The organism is Pseudomonas sp. SIMBA_041 (assembly GCF_046535095.1).
In the GTDB taxonomy this organism is placed as follows: domain Bacteria; phylum Pseudomonadota; class Gammaproteobacteria; order Pseudomonadales; family Pseudomonadaceae; genus Aquipseudomonas; species Aquipseudomonas mucoides.
In genome coordinates, this window is the sequence record NZ_JAWRXJ010000003.1 from 59,101 (window position 1) to 78,016 (window position 18,916).

Genomic DNA, 18,916 nt, shown 5'->3' on the forward strand with positions numbered 1-18,916 from the left:
GTGCCTTAGATAAATCTCCTGTTACGTAAGCCGAAGGTAAATTGCCGGTAAAGCCGCTTTGCTTAATAGCCGCCAGTGCTTATCGTTCAGCCTCATGTAAAAGAAGCCCACGCGCCCAATGGTTGATTATTCAATGCGATCCTCCGCTTCCCGTAGTCCTCGTCGCTGGCTGTTCGGCCTGCTTGTCCTGTTGGTCATCGCTGGCGTGTGCTGGAAATTCTGGCCCACCGGTGCTGCTCAAAAGGAGGGCGCAGGGCAGAAAGCCGTGGCCGGTCATACCGGCAGGTCCGGAGGGATGCGCCCAGGGTTCGGCGGGGCGACTGGCCCGGTGCCCGTGCGCGTTGCGCCTGCGGTCAAGGGTGACTTCCCGCTGTATTACAAGGCGCTGGGCACCGTGACTGCGCTAAACACCATCAACGTGCGCAGCCGTGTGGGCGGCGAGTTGACCAAGGTGGCGTTCGAGGAAGGGCAAATGGTCAAGGCCGGCGATTTGCTGGCTGAAATCGACCCGCGTCCGTATCAGAACGCCTTGCTCCAGGCCGAAGGCACGTTGCTGCAGAACCAGGCGCAACTGAAAAACGCTCAGGTCGATGTCGAGCGTTATCGAGGGCTGTTCAAGGAAGACAGTATCGCCAAGCAAACCCTGGACACTGCCGAGGCGTTGGTTGGTCAGTATCTGGGCACCGTCAAGACCAATCAGGCGGCGGTCAACGACGCCAAGCTCAATCTCGAATTCACCAGGATCCGCGCGCCGATTACCGGGCGTGTCGGTTTGCGTCAGCTTGATGTCGGCAACCTGGTCGCCGCCAATGACACCACGGCGCTGGCGATCATCACCCAGACCCAACCGATCAGCGTCGCCTTCACCTTGCCGGAAAACAACCTTGACGTGGTATTGGCCCGCTATCGCACCGGCGCCAAACTGCCCGTCGAAGCCTGGGACCGCAGCGACACCAAACTGCAGGCCACTGGTGTCTTGCAAAGCCTGGACAACCAGATCGACACCACCACCGGCACCCTGAAATTCAAGGCGCGCTACGACAACCGCGATCAGACCCTGTTCCCTAATCAGTTCGTCAACGTCCACTTGCTGGCCGACACCCTCAAGGGGGTGGTGCTCGCACCGTCGGCGGCGATTCAGTTTGGCACCAACGGCACCTTCGCCTATGCGCTGGACGGCGACAAGAAGGTCACGATCCGTCAGTTGAAAGTCGGCGCCAGCGATGGCACGAACACTGTGATCACTGAAGGCCTGGCGCCCGGGGATCGTGTGGTCCTGGAAGGCACCGACCGCTTGAAGGAAGGCAGCGAAGTCGAAGTGGTCAATAGCCCCGAGGACGTGCCTGCTACCCCGACCGGTCACCTGCAAGGCAAATCGGCGGCGGACGCCAATGAGCCGGCCGCTGCCGACAAGGCGAAAAAGGGCGGCGCATGAACATCTCGCGGCTGTTCATCCTTCGTCCGGTCGCCACGACCCTGAGCATGCTGGCCATTGTACTGGCCGGTTTGATCGCCTATCGGTTGCTGCCGGTGTCGGCGTTGCCCCAGGTCGATTACCCGACCATCCGCGTCATGACGCTGTATCCCGGCGCCAGCCCGGATGTCATGACCAGCGCAGTCACTGCGCCACTGGAGCGTCAGTTCGGGCAAATGCCCGGCCTGACCCAGATGGCGTCGACCAGTTCGGGCGGCGCCTCGGTGCTGACCTTGCGGTTCAGCCTCGACATCAACATGGATGTCGCCGAACAGCAGGTGCAAGCCGCGATCAACGCCGCGACCAATTTGCTGCCCAAGGACCTGCCGGCACCGCCGGTGTACAACAAGGTCAACCCGGCGGACACCCCGGTGCTGACCCTGGCCATTACGTCCAAAACCATGCTGTTGCCCAAGCTCAATGACCTGGTCGACACGCGCATGGCCCAGAAAATCGCCCAGATCAGCGGTGTTGGCATGGTCAGCATTGCTGGCGGCCAGCGTCAGGCGGTGCGGATCAAGGTCAATCCCGAGGCCCTCGCGGCCAACGGTCTGAACCTGTCGGACGTGCGCACGCTGATCGGCGCTTCCAACGTCAACCAGCCCAAGGGCAACTTCGACGGCCCGACCCGGGTGTCGATGCTCGATGCCAACGATCAACTGACGTCGCCCAAGGACTACGCCAACCTGATCCTGGCTTATGCCAACGGCGCGCCGTTGCGGCTCAAGGACGTGGCGGAAATCGTCGACGGTGCGGAAAACGAACGCCTGGCGGCATGGGCCAATGAAAACCAGGCCGTGCTGCTGAACATTCAGCGCCAGCCGGGTGCCAACGTGATCGAGGTGGTCGACCGGATCAAGGCGTTACTGCCGAGCATCACTGACAACCTGCCGGCCGGTCTCGACGTCACGGTACTGACCGACCGCACCCAGACCATTCGGGCCTCGGTCAAAGACGTGCAGCACGAGTTGCTGATCGCCATTGCCTTGGTGGTGATGGTGACCTTTCTGTTTCTGCGCCGTGCCAGTGCGACGATCATTCCATCGATTGCCGTGCCGCTGTCGTTGGTCGGTACGTTCGGCGTGATGTACCTCGCCGGGTTTTCGGTCAATAACCTGACCCTGATGGCCCTGACCATCGCCACCGGTTTTGTGGTGGACGATGCGATCGTGATGCTGGAGAACATTTCCAGGTTTATCGAAGAAGGGGACACTCCGTTGAATGCGGCGCTCAAAGGCGCGAAGCAGATCGGTTTCACCCTGATTTCCCTGACCCTGTCGCTGATCGCGGTATTGATCCCGCTGCTGTTCATGGCCGACGTGGTAGGGCGCTTGTTCCGCGAGTTTGCGATCACGCTGGCGGTGGCGATCCTGATTTCGCTGGTCGTGTCCCTGACCCTGACGCCGATGATGTGCGCGCGATTGCTCAAGCGTGAACCGAAGGAAGAAGAGCAGGGGCGTTTCTACCGGGCCAGCGGCGCGGCGATTGACTGGATGATCGCGGCCTACGGGCGCAAATTGCAGTGGGTGCTCAAGCACCAGCCGCTGACATTGCTGGTGGCCATCGGCACGCTGGCGTTGACCGTATTCCTCTACATGGTGGTGCCCAAGGGCTTCTTCCCGGTGCAGGACACGGGGGTGATCCAGGGCATTTCCGAGGCGCCGCAGTCGATTTCCTTCGCGGCGATGAGCGAACGTCAACAGGCGCTGGCCAAGGTAGTCCTCGCCGATCCAGCGGTGGAAAGCCTGTCGTCCTACATCGGTGTCGACGGTGACAACTCGACGCTGAACAGCGGGCGCCTGCTGATCAATCTCAAGTCCCACAGCGACCGTGATCTGAGTGCGACCCAGGTGATTGCCCGCCTGCAACCGCAACTGGACAAGCTGGTCGGCATCCGCCTGTTCATGCAGCCGGTGCAGGACCTGACCATCGAAGACCGTGTCAGCCGCACGCAATATCAGTTCAGCATGTCGTCCCCGGATTCGGAATTGCTCGCCCTGTGGAGCGGTCGTCTTGTCGATGCATTGTCCCACCGGCCAGAACTGACCGACGTTGCCAGCGATTTGCAGGACAAGGGCTTGCAGGTCTATCTGGTGATTGACCGCGATGCCGCTTCACGGGTCGGGGTCTCGGTGTCGAACATTACCGATGCGCTCTACGATGCTTTCGGTCAGCGGCAGATTTCGACCATCTACACCCAGGCCAGCCAGTACCGCGTGGTTCTGCAATCGCAGTCCGGGGAGAAGATCGGTCCGGATGCGCTGAATCAGATTCACGTGAAAACCACGGACGGCGGGCAGGTTCGCCTGTCCAGCCTGGCGCACATCGAAGAGCGTCAGGCGCAACTGGCAATCACCCACATCGGCCAGTTCCCGGCGGTGATGATGTCGTTCAACCTGGCGCCGGGTGTGGCGCTGGGGCATGCGGTCGAGATCATCGACCAGGTGCAGAAAGACATCGGCATGCCGATTGGCGTGCAGACCCAGTTCCAAGGGGCGGCCGAGGCGTTCCAGGCGTCGCTGTCCAGCACCTTGCTGTTGATTCTGGCCGCGGTGGTGACCATGTACATCGTGCTCGGCGTGCTGTACGAGAGCTATATCCACCCGATCACCATTCTCTCGACCTTGCCGTCTGCGGCGGTCGGCGCCTTGCTGGCATTGATCCTGAGCGGCAATGACCTGGGCATGATCGCGATCATCGGCATTATTTTGCTGATCGGTATCGTGAAAAAGAACGCGATCATGATGATCGACTTCGCCCTCGATGCAGAGCGCAATCAGGGCATGGACCCGGAAACCGCGATCTATCAAGCCGCGTTGCTGCGCTTCCGGCCGATTCTGATGACGACGCTGGCAGCGTTGTTTGGCGCGGTGCCGCTGATGCTGGCCACCGGCTCCGGCGCAGAATTGCGTCAGCCGCTGGGTCTGGTGATGGTCGGTGGGTTGCTGGTGAGCCAGGTGCTGACCTTGTTCACCACGCCTGTCATCTATTTGTACTTCGACCGACTCGGCCGGCGCTGGGGCCACAAGTCTGACACCGTGGAAGCGGTAGAACAGCCATGAACCTGTCCGGACCGTTCATCAAGCGCCCGGTCGCAACGATGTTGCTGAGCCTGGCGATCATGCTGCTGGGCGGGGTGAGTTTCGGCCTGTTGCCGGTATCGCCGTTGCCGCAAATGGATTTCCCGGTGATCGTGGTGCAGGCCAGCCTTCCCGGCGCGAGCCCCGAGGTCATGGCCTCGACCGTGGCCACGCCGCTGGAACGATCCTTCGGCGCCATCGCCGGGGTCAACACCATGAGCAGCCGTTCCAGCCAGGGCTCGACCCGGGTGATCCTGCAATTTGACCTCGACCGCGACATCAACGGCGCGGCGCGGGAAGTGCAAGCGGCGATCAACGCCTCGCGCAACCTGCTGCCGAGCGGGATGCGCAGCATGCCGACCTACAAGAAGGTCAACCCCTCCCAGGCGCCGATCATGGTGCTGTCGCTGACGTCGGATGTGCTGGAAAAGGGCCAGCTCTACGATTTGGCCTCGACCATCCTGTCTCAGAGCCTGTCGCAGGTGCAGGGCGTGGGCGAAGTACAGATCGGCGGCAGTTCGTTGCCCGCGGTGCGTATCGAGCTCGAACCGCAAGCCCTCAACCAGTACGGCGTGGCCCTCGACGATGTGCGCAACACCATTGCCAACGCCAACGTGCGCCGGCCGAAGGGCTCGGTCGAAGATGGCGAGCGGTTATGGCAGGTCCAGGCCAACGATCAACTGGAAAAAGCCAAGGATTACGAGTCGCTGATCATCCATTACAACGGCGGTGCAGCCTTGCGCCTCAAGGATGTGGCGAAGGTCAGCGACGGCGTCGAGGACCGCTACAACAGCGGGTTCTTCAACGACGACGCGGCGGTGCTGCTGGTGATCAACCGCCAGGCCGGCGCCAACATCATCGAGACGGTCAATGAAATCAAGGCACAGCTGCCAGCGTTGCAGGCGGTACTGCCGGCCAGCGTCAAGCTGAACCTGGCGATGGACCGCTCGCCGGTGATCAAGGCGACCCTGCATGAAGCGGAAATGACCCTGCTGATCGCCGTGACGCTGGTGATTCTGGTGGTGTTCCTGTTCCTCGGTAATTTCCGTGCCTCGCTGATCCCGACGCTGGCGGTGCCAGTGTCGCTGGTCGGCACCTTTGCGGTGATGTACCTCTACGGATTCTCGCTCAACAACCTGTCGCTGATGGCGCTGATCCTCGCCACCGGGCTGGTGGTCGACGATGCCATCGTGGTGCTGGAGAACATCTCCCGGCACATCGACGAAGGCGTGCCGCCGATGAAGGCCGCGTACCTCGGTGCTCAGGAAGTCGGGTTTACCTTGCTGTCGATGAACGTCTCGCTGGTGGCGGTGTTCCTGTCGATCCTGTTCATGGGCGGGATCATCGAGAGCCTGTTCCGCGAGTTTTCCATCACTCTGGCCGCGTCCATCGTGGTGTCGCTGGTGGTCTCGCTGACCCTGACGCCAATGCTCTGTGCCCGTTGGCTGAAGCCACACACGCCAGGCCAGGAAAACCGATTGCAGCGCTGGAGCCAGCGCGCCAACGAATGGATGGTCGGCAAATACGCCACCAGCCTCGATTGGGTATTGCGTCACCGTCGACTGACCTTGCTCAGCCTGTTGGTGACGATTGGCGTGAACATTGCGCTGTATGTGGTTGTTCCTAAAACATTTCTTCCGCAACAAGACACCGGTCAACTGATTGGTTTTGTGCGCGGTGACGACGGCCTGTCGTTCAACGTAATGCAGCCGAAGATGGAAACCTTCCGCCGTGCCGTACTCAAGGACGACGCGGTGGAAAGCGTCGCCGGGTTCATCGGCGGCACGAACGGCACCAACAATGCCGTCATGATCGTGCGACTCAAACCGATCAAGGAACGCAGCATTTCCGCGCAGAAAGTCATCGAGCGCCTGCGCAAGGAAATGCCCAAGGTTCCCGGCGCACAGCTGATGTTGATGGCGGACCAGGACCTGCAGTTTGGCGGTGGCCGCGAACAAACCTCGTCGCAGTACTCCTACATCCTGCAAAGCGGTGATCTGGGGGCATTGCGCGAGTGGTACCCGAAAGTCGTCACCGCGCTCAAGACGTTGCCGGAATTGACGGCGATCGACGCTCGGGAAGGTCGCGGTGCGCGGCAGGTCACGCTGATCGTCGATCGCGATCAGGCCAAGCGCCTGGGTGTCGACATGAGCATGGTCACGGCTGTACTGAACAACGCCTACAGCCAGCGGCAGATTTCGACGATTTACGACAGCCTCAACCAGTATCAGGTGGTGATGGAGGTCGACCCGAAATACGCCCAGGACCCGGTGACGCTCAAGCAAGTGCAGGTGATCACCGCCGATGGCGCGCGGATTCCGTTGTCGACCATCGCTCACTACGAAAACAGCCTGGAAGACGATCGGGTCAGCCACGAAGGTCAGTTTGCCTCCGAAAGCCTGTCGTTCGACATGGCCGAAGGCGTGACGGTCGAGCAGGGCACCGCTGCCATCGAACGGGCGATTGCCAAAGTCGGTTTGCCTGAAGACGTGATCGCGAAAATGGCCGGCACCGCCGATGCGTTCGCCGCCACCCAGAAGAGCCAGCCCTGGATGATTCTCGGCGCACTGCTGGCGGTTTATCTGGTGTTGGGTGTGCTGTATGAAAGCTACATCCATCCGCTGACCATTCTGTCCACCTTGCCGTCAGCCGGGGTCGGCGCGTTGCTGTCGATCTACGCGCTGGGCGGCGAGTTCAGCCTGATCTCGTTGCTGGGGCTGTTTCTGCTGATCGGCGTGGTGAAGAAAAACGCCATTCTGATGATCGACCTCGCACTGCAACTTGAACGCCATCAAGGCCTGGCACCGTTGGAGTCGATTCGCAGTGCGTGCCTGCAACGTTTGCGTCCGATCCTGATGACCACCCTGGCGGCGATCCTCGGCGCCGTGCCGTTGCTGCTGAGCCGGGCCGAAGGGGCGGAAATGCGCCAGCCACTGGGCTTGACGATTATTGGCGGGCTGATCTTCAGCCAGGTGTTGACCCTTTACACCACCCCGGTGGTTTACCTCTATCTCGACAAACTGCGCCATCGCTTCAATAAATGGCGTGGGGTGCGTACCGATGCTGCTCTGGAAACTCCGCTATGACTGACCGTTCGCTTATCAATCTGGCTGTCCCGCTGGCTGCCGCCCGAGGCTCGCGTCTGCTGAGCCTGGCGCTGTGCGTGGCGATGCTCAGCGCTTGTGCTGTCGGCCCGGACTATCAGCGCCCACCAGCGGCTGCGCCGGTGCAATACAAGGAAGCGGCAGGCTGGCGTCAGGCCAGTCCGAGCGACTCCCTGGCGCGCGGTGCCTGGTGGGAGTTGTATGGCGATCAGCAGCTCAACGGCCTGATCGAGCAACTCAACCGCTCCAACCAGACAGTGGCCCAGTCCGAGGCCCAATACCGTCAGGCCCAGGCGTTGGTGCGCAGTGCGCGCGGGGCGTTTTTTCCGACAGTGGATTTGACCGTCGGCAAAAACCGCTCCAGCCAGGGCACCGGCAGCAGCAGTTCGAGCCTGACCAGCTCCTCCAGCGGTATTCGTGACACCTACACCGCCCAGGCTGGAGTCAGTTGGGAAGCAGACGTGTGGGGCAAACTGCGCCGAGGCCTTGAAGCCGACACCGCCAATGCCCAGGCAAGCTTTGCCGACCTGGCCGCGATGCGCCTGAGCCAACAGTCCGAGCTGGTGCAGAACTACCTGCAATTGCGGGTGATCGACGAACAGAAACGTTTGCTGGAAGCCACGGTCGAGGCCTATCAACGTTCGCTGACCATGACTGAAAACCAATACCGCGCTGGCGTTTCCGGCCGGGACTCCGTGGCGCAGGCGCAAACCCAGCTCAAAGGCACCCAGGCCGACATGGTTGACCTGATCTGGCAGCGTGCCCAGTTCGAGAACGCCATTGCCGTGTTGATCGGGTTGCCTCCCGCCGAGTTCAGCCTGGCAGAAACCACCACCATCCCGACCCTGCCCGAAGTGCCGGTAGGATTGCCTTCGCAATTGCTGGAGCGCCGTCCGGACATTGCCTCCGCCGAGCGCTCGGTGATGGCCGCCAACGCCAACATCGGCGTTGCCAAGGCCGCGTATTACCCGGATTTCACCTTGAGCCTGAACGGCGGGTATAGCAGCAGCACCTATTCCAACTGGATCAGCGTGCCGAACCGCTTCTGGTCGGTCGGGCCGCAACTGGCCATGACCTTGTTTGATGGCGGCCAGCGTTCGGCAGAAGTCGATCGCAGTGAGGCGGCCTACGACGAGACGGTGGCCAAGTACCGCCAGACCGTGCTCGACGGCTTCCGCGAAGTGGAAAACTACCTGGTGCAACTCAAGGTGCTGGAGCAGGAAGCCGGCGTGCGCCAGGAAGCGCTGGAGGCCGCGCGTATCTCGTTGCGCCTGACCCAGAATCAGTACAAGGCCGGTCTGATTGCTTATCTGGATGTGGTGGTGGTTCAAGCCACGGCGTTGAACAACGAACGCAACGTGCTGGATCTTTTGCAGAGCCGGTTGATTGCCAGTGTGCAATTGATCGCTGCGCTGGGCGGCGGTTGGGACGGGGCGTTGCAGGTCAGCGAAAACAAATAACCCCGTAGGGTTGCTGGGCATCAAACAAGCGTTTCATCGGGTTGATGGCCAATTGCTTATTTTGTCAGTGCGTTCTTTTGCGCAATCAGTACAATCGCCCGCATTTGCCCCCCGAGTAAGGACGCTCTACGGCGGGCGCTCGCGAGAAGTCTCATGCTGATCGGTAGCTATTCACCCACCCTGGTTATCATTTCGCTCTGTGTGGCGATTCTTGCGTCCTATACCGCGCTCGACCTGACCGGGCGCATCGCCACGGCCAAAGGTCGGGCGGTGCATCTGTGGACGGCGGGTGGTGCCTTTGCCATGGGCATTGGCGTGTGGTCGATGCACTTCATCGGGATGCTCGCGTTCAATTTGCCGATTGACCTGGGCTACGACCTCACGATCACCGTCCTGTCGCTGCTGACCGCCATTCTCTCTTGCGGATTTGCCCTTTGGCTTGTCAGTCAGCCGAAGTTGCCAGCCTGGCAACTGGCGTTTGGCGCGCTAGCGATGGGCGCCGGGATCAGTGCGATGCACTACACCGGCATGGCTGCCATGCGCATGCAACCGGGCATCGATTACGATCCGACATTGTTTGGCACCTCGTTGCTGATCGCCGTTGGCGCGTCCGGCGCGGCACTCTGGATCGCTTTCCGTCTGCGCCAGTACACGCCTTACGTCGGCCTGATCCGCGCGGGCGCGGCGGTGATCATGGGCATCGCCATCGTCGGCATGCACTACACCGGCATGGCGGCAGCGCGTTTCCCGGACGGCAGTTTCTGTGGGGCGGCCGTCAGCGGCTTGAACGGCAAGGGCCTGGACAATCTGGTGCTGATCACCACGCTGGCGGTGCTGAGCATCGCCTTGCTGACATCGGTGCTGGATGCACGTCTGGAAGCGCGCACCGCGGACTTGGCGCGTTCGCTCACCGAAGCCAACCGCGAACTGACGCAACTGGCTTTGCACGACCCTCTGACCGGTTTGCCCAATCGCGTCTTGCTGGCCGATCGCATCGAACAGGCGATGTCGAAGGTAAAGGAGCAGGGCGGTTGTTTCGCGTTGATGTTCATCGACCTCGACGGCTTCAAGCCGGTCAATGACGCCTTTGGCCACCACATGGGCGATCAGTTGTTGCGCGAAGTCAGCCTGCGTTTGCGCGAAGATTTGCGCAGTCAGGACACGTTGGCGCGCATTGGCGGCGATGAGTTTGTGCTACTGGTGCGGCTTGCCGAGCCGGATGATGCGCTGAGCCTGGCGGCGCGTCAGGTCGGTTTGATTGCTCGCGCGTTCCGGGTGGCTGAACATGACTTGCAGATTTCCGCCAGCGTCGGCATCGCGCTGTACCCGGGCAATGGACAGACCGCCCAAGACCTCCTGATGAACGCTGACGCTGCGATGTATCACGCCAAGGGTGCCGGGAAAAACGGCTACAGCTTTTTCGACGCCTCAATGAACAGCAATGCGCGCAAGCAGCTGCAATTGCTGCAGGATTTGCGCAATGCGCTCGAACAGAAACAGTTCAGTCTCTATTACCAGCCCAAGTTCGACGCGATGGATGGTCGGCCAGTGGGCGCCGAAGCACTGCTGCGTTGGGCGCATCCGACGCGTGGCATGATCCTGCCGGACACGTTTATCGACCTGGCGGAAAAAACCGGATTGATCATTCCGATCGGCGAGTGGGTGCTCAACGAAGCCTGCCGTCAGATGCGCGAATGGTATGTGCTGGGCTACACCGACTGGCGGATCGCGGTGAACCTCTCGGCGTTGCAGTTCTGCCATGCCGGGCTGGTTCAAAGCGTCGCCAGGGCCCTGAGCGCCCATCAACTGCCGGCCAATAGACTGACCCTGGAAATCACCGAAACCACCGCCATGAGCGACGCCGATGCGAGCATGACGGTGTTGCAGGAACTCTCGGCCATGGGCGTCGACCTGTCCATCGATGACTTCGGGACGGGCTATTCGAGCCTGATGTACCTCAAGCGCCTGCCGGCCAATGAGTTGAAGATCGACCGCGGTTTCGTCCGCGACCTCGAACACGACAGCGACGACGCGGCGATTGTCTCCGCGATCGTCGCACTCGGGCAGGCGCTGGGCTTGCGGATCGTTGCCGAAGGCGTCGAAACCGGCGTGCAGCAAGACTTCCTGACCAAGCTGGGATGTGATTCGTTGCAGGGCTATCTGCTGGGGCACCCGCTGCCGGCGGACCGCTTCATGGTCGACATCCTGCGCGCAGAACAACTGACCACCGCCTGAACCCGTGCGGCCTGTAGCGGCTGACGAGCAGCGTCCGGCAGCGAAGCTGTCGTGAATTCAGGCGGCGCGGTGTTTCAGACAGATCGCGTGCGTAGGGTTCACGACTGCTGCGCAGCCGGACGCAGCCTCGCGTTGCTCGTCAGCTGCTACGGTCGGGTGGTCGGTCGGGGCGGGCAGTCGGCGGTGTGGAGGTGTTGGTCGTATCTGTTGATGTGAGCCCATGCAAAAGCCGGCAATGGCGGTTATTCTTGATCCCGACTGCTTATGTTGGATTGGGGGAACGCTTACATGGACAAAGTCATCGTCGTCACCGGTGGCGGCCGCGGCATTGGTGCCGCCACTGCCTTGCTGGCCGCCGAACAGGGCTATCGGATTTGTATCAACTACCAGTCTGACGAGTCCGCCGCGCAAAGTGTGCTGGAGCAAGTCCGCGCACTGGGCGCCCAGGCCATTGCGGTGCGCGCTGATGTCAGCATCGAAGATGAAGTGATCGCCATGTTCCGCCGCGTGGACGCCGAACTGGGCCGGGTCACGGCACTGGTGAACAACGCCGGCACCGTCGGGCACAAGTCCCGGGTCGACGAAATGTCCGAGTTCCGCATTCTCAAAATTCTCAAGACCAACGTCCTGGCGCCGATCCTCTGCGCCAAGCACGCGATCCTGCGCATGTCGCCAAAACACGGCGGGCAGGGTGGCAGCATCGTCAACGTGTCGTCGGTGGCCTCGCGTTTGGGCTCGCCCAACGAGTACGTGGATTACGCCGCGTCAAAAGGTGCGCTGGACAGCTTCACCATTGGTCTGTCCAAGGAAGTGGCGGGTGAGGGCATTCGCGTCAACGCCGTGCGGCCGGGGTTAATCTTCACCGACTTCCATGCGCTGAGCGGGGATCCGGACCGGGTCAGCAAGCTTGAGTCGGCGATTCCGATGGCTCGCGGTGGTAGGCCGGATGAAGTGGCGGAGGCGATTGTGTGGTTGCTGTCCGATAAAGCTTCTTATGCGACCGGGACTTTTGTTGATCTTGGCGGTGGGCGTTAATCCATAGCTTTTGTATTGCCTTTACTGGCCTCATCGCGAGCAAGCTGGCTCCCACAGGTTTTGTGGACACTGAAAATCCACTGTGGGAGCGAGCGAGCTTGCTCGCGACAGTCAAGACAACGTCAAAACGTCAGAACGACCGCACAATCCTTCCCAGTGTTTCCATCGCCTTCTCCGAATCCTCGGTCCACGGACTGCCATAGTTCAGCCGAATACAATTCCTGAACCGCTGCGTCGGCGAAAAGATCGGCCCCGGCGCGATGCTGATGCCTTGTGCCAAGGCCATCTGGAACAATTTCAGCGAATCCATCTGCGGCGGCAATTCCAGCCACAAGAAGTAGCCGCCGGCCGGCTGACTGACGCGGGTCTGGGCCGGGAAGTAGCGGGCGATGGCGGCGAGCATGGCGCTTTGCTGTTCTTCCAGTGCATAACGCAATTTACGCAAATGCCGGTCGTAACCGCCGTGTTGCAGGTAATCGGCGATGGCGGCCTGCGCCGGCATCGAAGCGCAGAGTGAGGTCATGAGTTTCAGACGTTCAATCTTCTGCGCAAAACGCCCGGCCGCGACCCAACCGATGCGGTAGCCGGGGGCCAGACTTTTGGCGAACGAGCCGCAGTGCATCACCCACCCTTCGGTATCAAACGCCTTGGCCGGTTTCGGCGCCTGTTGCCCGTAATACAGCTCGGCGTAGACGTCGTCTTCGATCAGCGGCACTTGATGGCGGCGCAGCAATTCCACCAACTCCTGCTTTTTCGCCTCGGGCATGGTCGCGCCCATCGGGTTCTGGAAACTGGTCATGCACCAGCAGACCTTGATTGGATGACGCTCCAGTGTCTGCGCCAGTACCCCGAGGTCGATGCCGTCCCGAGGATGCACCGGGATTTCCACGGCCTTGAGTTTCAGTCGTTCGAGTATTTGCAGGCAGGCGTAGAACGCGGGCGCTTCAATGGCCACCAGGTCGCCGGGTTCCGTGACCGCTTGCAGGCACAGGTTCAAGGCTTCGAGGGCGCCGTTGGTGATCAGCAACTCTTCCATCGGCAGCATCAGCCCGCCGACCATGTAGCGCAGGGCGATTTGCCGACGCAATTGCGGGTTGCCGGGCGACATGTCGGTGACCACCATGCGCGGGTCCATCTCCCGGGAAGCACTGGCCAGCGAGCGCGACAGGCGCTGCAAAGGGAACAGGGTCGGGCTGGGAAAGGCAGAACCGAACGGGACGGTGTTCGGGTCCTTGATCGAATCGAGCACCGAAAACACCAGTTCGCTGACGTCGACTTCGGTGGACTCGCTGACCTGGCTGCTGATCACCGGCTCCGAGAACGGGCTCGGTGCGTGGACGTTGACGAAGTAGCCGGAGCGCGGGCGGGCGCGGATCAGGCCTCGGCGTTCGAGCAGGTAGTAGGCCTGGAATACCGTGGACGGGCTCACGCCGTAGGTCTGGCTGGCGTAGCGCACCGATGGCACGCGCTGGCCGGGCCCAAGGACGCCGGAGCGGATCAGTTCAGCGATGTCGTCGGCGAATTTTTCGTAGCGTTTCATCGAGTGCCCGAGTTGGAGTGATTCATGTGGTGCACCGTTGTGGCGAGGGGGATTGCCCCCTCGCCACAGGGCACCGCAGTCTAAGGGATCAACGGTTCATCGGCGCAACAAACCGGCTCTTGGCTTCGCTATAAACATCCGGCTCATCGCTGTCTTCAATCTTGAATATGATCGTCTGCGAACTGCTGCTCGGCCGTTCTGTGGTCATCGCCACCGACACAGGCACATCGACAATCTCGCCCGGCGCCAGGCTCAGTTGCGTCTTGCCTTGCAGCTGGAAGCCGTCGCCATCGACCAGACTCAAATGATAGTCCTGACGCAGCTGGGTTTTATTGATGACCTTGAGGCTGTAGATGTTTTCGATCTGCCCCTGACTGTTTTCACGGAACAACCCACGGTCTTTGCTTACGTCCAGCGACACCATCGGCCGTTCCACCAAGGCAAAAGCGAGGGCGCCGATCATCACCAACAGCACCGCCGTGTAACCGATCAGCCGTGGCCGCAGCAGGTGGGTCTTGCCTCCCTGCAATTCATGCTCGGAGGTGTAGCTGATCAGCCCACGGGCATAGCCCATTTTGTCCATGATCGAATCACAGGCGTCGATACACGCGGCACAACCGATGCACTCCATCTGCAAGCCATCACGGATGTCGATGCCGGTCGGGCAGACCTGCACGCACAACTGACAGTCGATGCAATCGCCCAGCCCGACCTCGGCCGGTTTCACTTCACGTTTGCGCGCACCACGGTTTTCGCCACGGGCCGCGTCATAGGAAATGGTCAGGGTGTCCTTGTCGAACATCACACTCTGGAACCGCGCATACGGGCACATGTGCATGCACACCGCTTCGCGCAGCCAGCCGGCGTTGATGTACGTGGCGCCGGTAAAGAACAGCACCCAGAACAGACTGACGCCGCCCATTTGCCAGGTCAGCAGCTCTTCGGCCAACGGCCGGATCGGGGTGAAATAGCCGACGAAGGTCAGGCCGGTGAGCAGGCTGATCGCCAGCCACAGTGTGTGCTTGGCGGAACGCCGCAGCAGTTTGTTCAGGCCCCATGGCGCGGCTTGCAGCTTGATGCGCTGGTTGCGCTCGCCTTCGGTGATTTTCTCGCACCACATGAAGATCCAGGTCCAGGAACTCTGCGGGCAGGTGTAGCCGCACCAGACCCGACCGGCGAACACGGTGATCGCAAACAGGCCGAACGCGGCGATGATCAACAGCGCCGACAGCAGAATGAAATCCTGCGGCCAGAAGGTCGCGCCGAAGATGTGAAATTTGCTCTCGGAAAGGTCCCAGAGCACCGCTTGGCGGTCACCCCAGTTCAACCACACCGTGCCGAAAAACAGCAGAAACAGACAGCCTGCACCGCTCAATCGCAAGGTGCGGAACAGGCCGGTGAAGCTACGGGTGTGGATCAGGTTGTCGCTGGACTTGGCCTTTATCTTCGGTCTCGAAGGCTCAAACGTCTGGACCGCAGGGGGGCTTTCAACTAATCGGACGGGGATTCTATCGCTCATGGTCTGTCGCTCATCAGCCTCCATCAGGCCAGTGCACTATGAGCGTCGATCTGTTTGCATAACAGACTCAGGTGTTGCCATAAAAAGCGGATCAGATGAGCGCTGATCCGCCCTGTGCGACAACTTGAAGCACCTGCCCTGACAGGACGCAGACCTCTATCCCAAGCCTGCGCCGGGGTTGTTGATCGGTGTCAGTCAAATCACCGAATCACTGTCCGTGGCCTTCAAATGCCGGCGACCGTCCACCGCGCCTGCTACGGTCAATGCATCGGCTTCTGCTTCGGTGATGTAAATACGCTGGTCGTTGAGGTCCACCGCTGACATGGATTTTTCCGAGTCAGTGATGATGGTGACGTCGGGACCCAAACGAATTTCCTCGCCGTTTTCGGTGGTAAAGAAGCAGGTCTTGTTTTCGATGCGTACGGTCATGGTGTTGTCCTTTTTTCTGCGGGTACTTAAACGTTAGGGCGCATTCGCCGGCCATCGTTCGGTGCAACTGATTAATGGTCGGCGCGGTCCATCCTCAAACAACCCGCACAAGGACCACAGCATGAACGCCTGGTGGCATGAAGTTTGGGTGACGCTGCAAGGGGAGTTCGCCGACATCGGTGACGCGTCCCAATTGACGCGTATTACTGTGCGCCTGCTGATAGCGGCGGTGCTGGGTGGAATTCTCGGTTTCGAGCGCGAGCACAAAGGCAAGGCCGCCGGGGTGCGCACCCACATGCTGGTAGCGCTGGGGGCGGCGCTGTTTGTGCTGGTGCCGCAGATGTCCGGCGCTCAGGCCGACGCCATGAGCCGTGTGGTGCAGGGCGTCATCGCCGGGATCGGCTTTCTCGGCGCCGGGACTATCCTGAAAAACAACGAGGGTGATGAAGGTCATGTCAAAGGCCTGACCACCGCCGCCGGGTTGTGGATGACCGCCGCCATCGGAGTGTCGGCCGGGCTGGGGCGCGAGGCGACGGCGGTGTTCAGTACGTTTTTGGCATTGACCATTTTTAGCGTGATGCCAAGGATCGTGCGCCTGATCGACAAGGACCGCACCCCGTAAATTGTCATGATCAGGGCTTCACAATCACCGGCGGCAGGGTGCTCGGTGGTTCTTCCCGAGGTGGCGGTTGAGTGCCGGGCGGGTCTTGCTCGGGCACGGGTTGCGGCTCGGTCGGCGGAATCACCGGGCTGTCGATGTTCGGATCAGGTGTTTCGGCAGGGATTGGAATACTCATTGTTCAAGCCTCCAGTGGCACATGGCGTAAGTCGTGCTTAAGTGGATTGACCTCCCGACGCGGGATTTGATTCCCCTTAAATGCCGAGGCAAATCCCTCTGAACTTTTAGTGAAGCCGGTGGCTCCCAACCTAAGTGAATCTATTCAGGGACCATCCGGTACAAGAGCGTCCATGGGGCGTAAAGGAGAGATGCTCGATGACTGCTGAAAAACCGACAGAGCTGAACTACAACCCTCACATGCCGCTGTCGCAGGCGTTGCTGCTACCGCGAATCGCGATTGAAAACACCCACCCGACCCTCGATGGCGGACAGTTCGCCGTCAAGGCCGTGATCGGTCAGGACGTGGTGGTGACCAGCAAAGTGTTTGCCGACGGTCACGACAAACTGGCCGTGCGGGTGCGCTGGCGTGCCGAAGGCGACGAGGTCTGGCAAAGCGCAGTCATGGCGGAGCTGGGCAATAACGGCTGGCAAGGCCAGTTCCGTGTCGTGCGTGAGGGGCGCTACCTGTTTTGCATCGAAGCCTGGATCGATCAGTTCGCCAGCTTCTGTTATGAGCTTGGGAAGAAGCACGCGGCGCGAGTCCCGGTCAGTCTCGAGTTGCAGGAAGGGCGCACGCAGGTCCACCTGGCGGCCGAACGTAGCGACGGCGAGTTGAGCGAACAACTGGCGGCGCTGCACCACGAATTGTCCGGCCTGCTCGAAAACGAGCAGGTGGCGCTGTTTCTGCACCAACGTAGCGCCGACCTGATGGCCCAGGCCGACCATCGTGCTTATCTCAGCCTCAGCCCCGAGTTCCCGCTGGATGTCGAACGGGAACTGGCGCAGTTCGCCAGTTGGTATGAGTTGTTTCCGCGCTCGATCACCGACGATCCGGCCCGTCATGGCACCTTCAATGATGTGCACTCGCGGTTGCCGATGATTCAGGACATGGGCTTCGACGTCCTGTACTTTCCGCCGATCCACCCGATCGGCCGCAGTTATCGCAAAGGCCCGAACAATTCCCTGACCGCCGGCCCCGACGACCCCGGCAGCCCCTATGCGATTGGTGGCGAAGAGGGCGGGCACGAGGCGATTCATTCAGAACTGGGGACCCGCGAAGACTTCCGTCGACTGGTAGCCACGGCGGCGGACTACGGACTGGAAATCGCCCTCGATTTTGCCATTCAGTGCTCACAGGACCACCCCTGGCTGCAGCAGCACCCGGGCTGGTTCAACTGGCGGCCGGACGGCACCATCAAATACGCCGAAAACCCGCCGAAGAAATACCAGGACATCGTCAACGTCGATTTCTATGCGGCCGAGGCGATTCCCAGTCTGTGGGTCGAATTGCGCGACATCGTGGTCGGCTGGGTCGAGGAGGGCGTTAAGATCTTTCGCGTCGACAACCCGCACACCAAGCCGCTGCCGTTCTGGCAATGGCTGATCGCCGATGTACGCGCGTTGTACCCCGAGGTGATTTTTCTCGCGGAAGCCTTTACCACCCCGGCGATGATGGCGCGGCTGGGCAAGGTCGGTTACTCGCAGAGCTACACCTATTTCACCTGGCGCAACACCAAGCATGAGCTGGCGACGTATTTCACCGAGCTCAATGAATCGCCGTGGCGCGAATGCTACCGGCCGAATTTCTTCGTCAACACGCCGGACATCAACCCGTTCTTTTTGCACGAGTCCGGGCGTGCCGGTTTTCTGATCCGTGCGGCGCTGGCGACCATGGGCTCTGGCCTGTGGGGCATGTACTCGGGTTTTGAACTGTGTGAATCGGCGCCGATCCCGGGCAAAGAGGAATACCTGGACTCCGAGAAGTACGAAATTCGCCCAAGGGACTTCAATGCGCCGGGCAACATCATTGCCGAGATCGCGCAGCTCAACCGCATCCGCCGGCAGAACCCGGCATTGCATACGCACCTGGGCCTGAAGGTCTACAACGCGTGGAACGACAACATTCTGTATTTCGGCAAGCGCAGCGCGGACGGCAGCAACTTCATTCTGGTGGCGGTCAGTCTCGATCCGCATAACGTCCAGGAAGCGAATTTCGAATTGCCGCTGTGGGAAATGGGTTTGCCTGACGACGCCATCACCCAGGGCGAAGACTTGATGAACGGGCATCGCTGGACCTGGTATGGCAAGTACCAGTTCATGCGTATCGACCCGGCGTATCAGCCGTTCGGCATTTGGCGAATAACCGTCTAGAACGCAGAACCTGTGGGAGCGAGCCTGCTCGCGAAAGCGGTGATCCAATCG

Annotated in this window: 12 protein-coding genes; 8 read left to right on the plus strand and 4 right to left on the minus strand. The window is 60.9% G+C overall.

Annotated features, from left to right (window positions below):
- Window positions 1–118 precede the first annotated feature (118 nt).
- From SB725_RS07490 to SB725_RS07515, 6 genes are all read left to right on the plus strand, one after another.
- Window positions 119–1,435: an MdtA/MuxA family multidrug efflux RND transporter periplasmic adaptor subunit gene (locus SB725_RS07490; RefSeq protein ID WP_059180933.1), complete on the plus strand. Its 1,317-nt coding sequence runs from the start codon at window positions 119–121 to the stop codon at window positions 1,433–1,435.
- Window positions 1,432–4,536: an MdtB/MuxB family multidrug efflux RND transporter permease subunit gene (locus tag SB725_RS07495; RefSeq protein WP_410921495.1), complete on the plus strand. Its 3,105-nt coding sequence runs from the start codon at window positions 1,432–1,434 to the stop codon at window positions 4,534–4,536. Before SB725_RS07490 ends, SB725_RS07495 begins: the two co-directional genes overlap by 4 nt.
- On the plus strand, window positions 4,533–7,640 hold the full coding sequence (locus SB725_RS07500) for an efflux RND transporter permease subunit (protein ID WP_410921496.1): 3,108 nt from the start codon (window positions 4,533–4,535) through the stop codon (window positions 7,638–7,640). The genes SB725_RS07495 and SB725_RS07500 overlap by 4 nt, the downstream gene beginning before the upstream one ends.
- Complete coding sequence (locus SB725_RS07505) at window positions 7,637–9,118, plus strand: efflux transporter outer membrane subunit (RefSeq protein ID WP_027923453.1); 1,482 nt, start codon at window positions 7,637–7,639, stop codon at window positions 9,116–9,118. Before SB725_RS07500 ends, SB725_RS07505 begins: the two co-directional genes overlap by 4 nt.
- A 153-nt stretch (window positions 9,119–9,271) precedes the next feature.
- Window positions 9,272–11,353: a putative bifunctional diguanylate cyclase/phosphodiesterase gene (locus SB725_RS07510; protein ID WP_410921497.1), complete on the plus strand. Its 2,082-nt coding sequence runs from the start codon at window positions 9,272–9,274 to the stop codon at window positions 11,351–11,353.
- Window positions 11,354–11,641: 288 nt separating this feature from the next.
- The gene (locus tag SB725_RS07515) at window positions 11,642–12,388 is read left to right on the plus strand and encodes an SDR family oxidoreductase (protein ID WP_410921498.1); all 747 of its coding nucleotides are present in this window, start codon (window positions 11,642–11,644) and stop codon (window positions 12,386–12,388) included.
- A 130-nt stretch (window positions 12,389–12,518) separates the two neighbouring features.
- Here SB725_RS07515 and mapR read toward each other — a convergent pair whose 3' ends face one another.
- From mapR to SB725_RS07530, 3 genes are all read right to left on the minus strand, one after another.
- The gene (gene mapR / locus SB725_RS07520) at window positions 12,519–13,928 is read right to left on the minus strand and encodes a GntR family transcriptional regulator MpaR (protein ID WP_027923456.1); all 1,410 of its coding nucleotides are present in this window, start codon (window positions 13,926–13,928) and stop codon (window positions 12,519–12,521) included.
- 88 nt (window positions 13,929–14,016) lie between these two features.
- Entirely contained in the window at window positions 14,017–15,447 is a 1,431-nt protein-coding gene (gene ccoG / locus SB725_RS07525; RefSeq protein ID WP_059180929.1) for a cytochrome c oxidase accessory protein CcoG, read from the minus strand.
- A gap of 195 nt (window positions 15,448–15,642) precedes the next feature.
- Complete coding sequence (locus SB725_RS07530) at window positions 15,643–15,876, minus strand: DUF3203 family protein (protein ID WP_027923458.1); 234 nt, start codon at window positions 15,874–15,876, stop codon at window positions 15,643–15,645.
- Window positions 15,877–15,997: 121 nt separating this feature from the next.
- Between SB725_RS07530 and SB725_RS07535 the strand changes: the two genes are divergently transcribed.
- Window positions 15,998–16,498 carry an MgtC/SapB family protein gene (locus tag SB725_RS07535; RefSeq protein WP_410921499.1) on the plus strand — a complete coding sequence of 167 codons (501 nt, stop codon included), beginning with the start codon at window positions 15,998–16,000 and terminating at the stop codon, window positions 16,496–16,498.
- A gap of 10 nt (window positions 16,499–16,508) precedes the next feature.
- Here SB725_RS07535 and SB725_RS07540 read toward each other — a convergent pair whose 3' ends face one another.
- Window positions 16,509–16,673, minus strand: a complete 165-nt coding sequence (locus tag SB725_RS07540; RefSeq protein WP_172825905.1) for a hypothetical protein — start codon at window positions 16,671–16,673, stop codon at window positions 16,509–16,511.
- A 197-nt stretch (window positions 16,674–16,870) separates the two neighbouring features.
- On the opposite strand from SB725_RS07540, the gene SB725_RS07545 reads away from it, so the two are divergent.
- Window positions 16,871–18,865 (plus strand): alpha-1,4-glucan--maltose-1-phosphate maltosyltransferase, encoded by a 1,995-nt coding sequence (locus SB725_RS07545; protein ID WP_027923460.1) that lies wholly within the window; start codon window positions 16,871–16,873, stop codon window positions 18,863–18,865.
- Window positions 18,866–18,916: the final 51 nt, after the last annotated feature.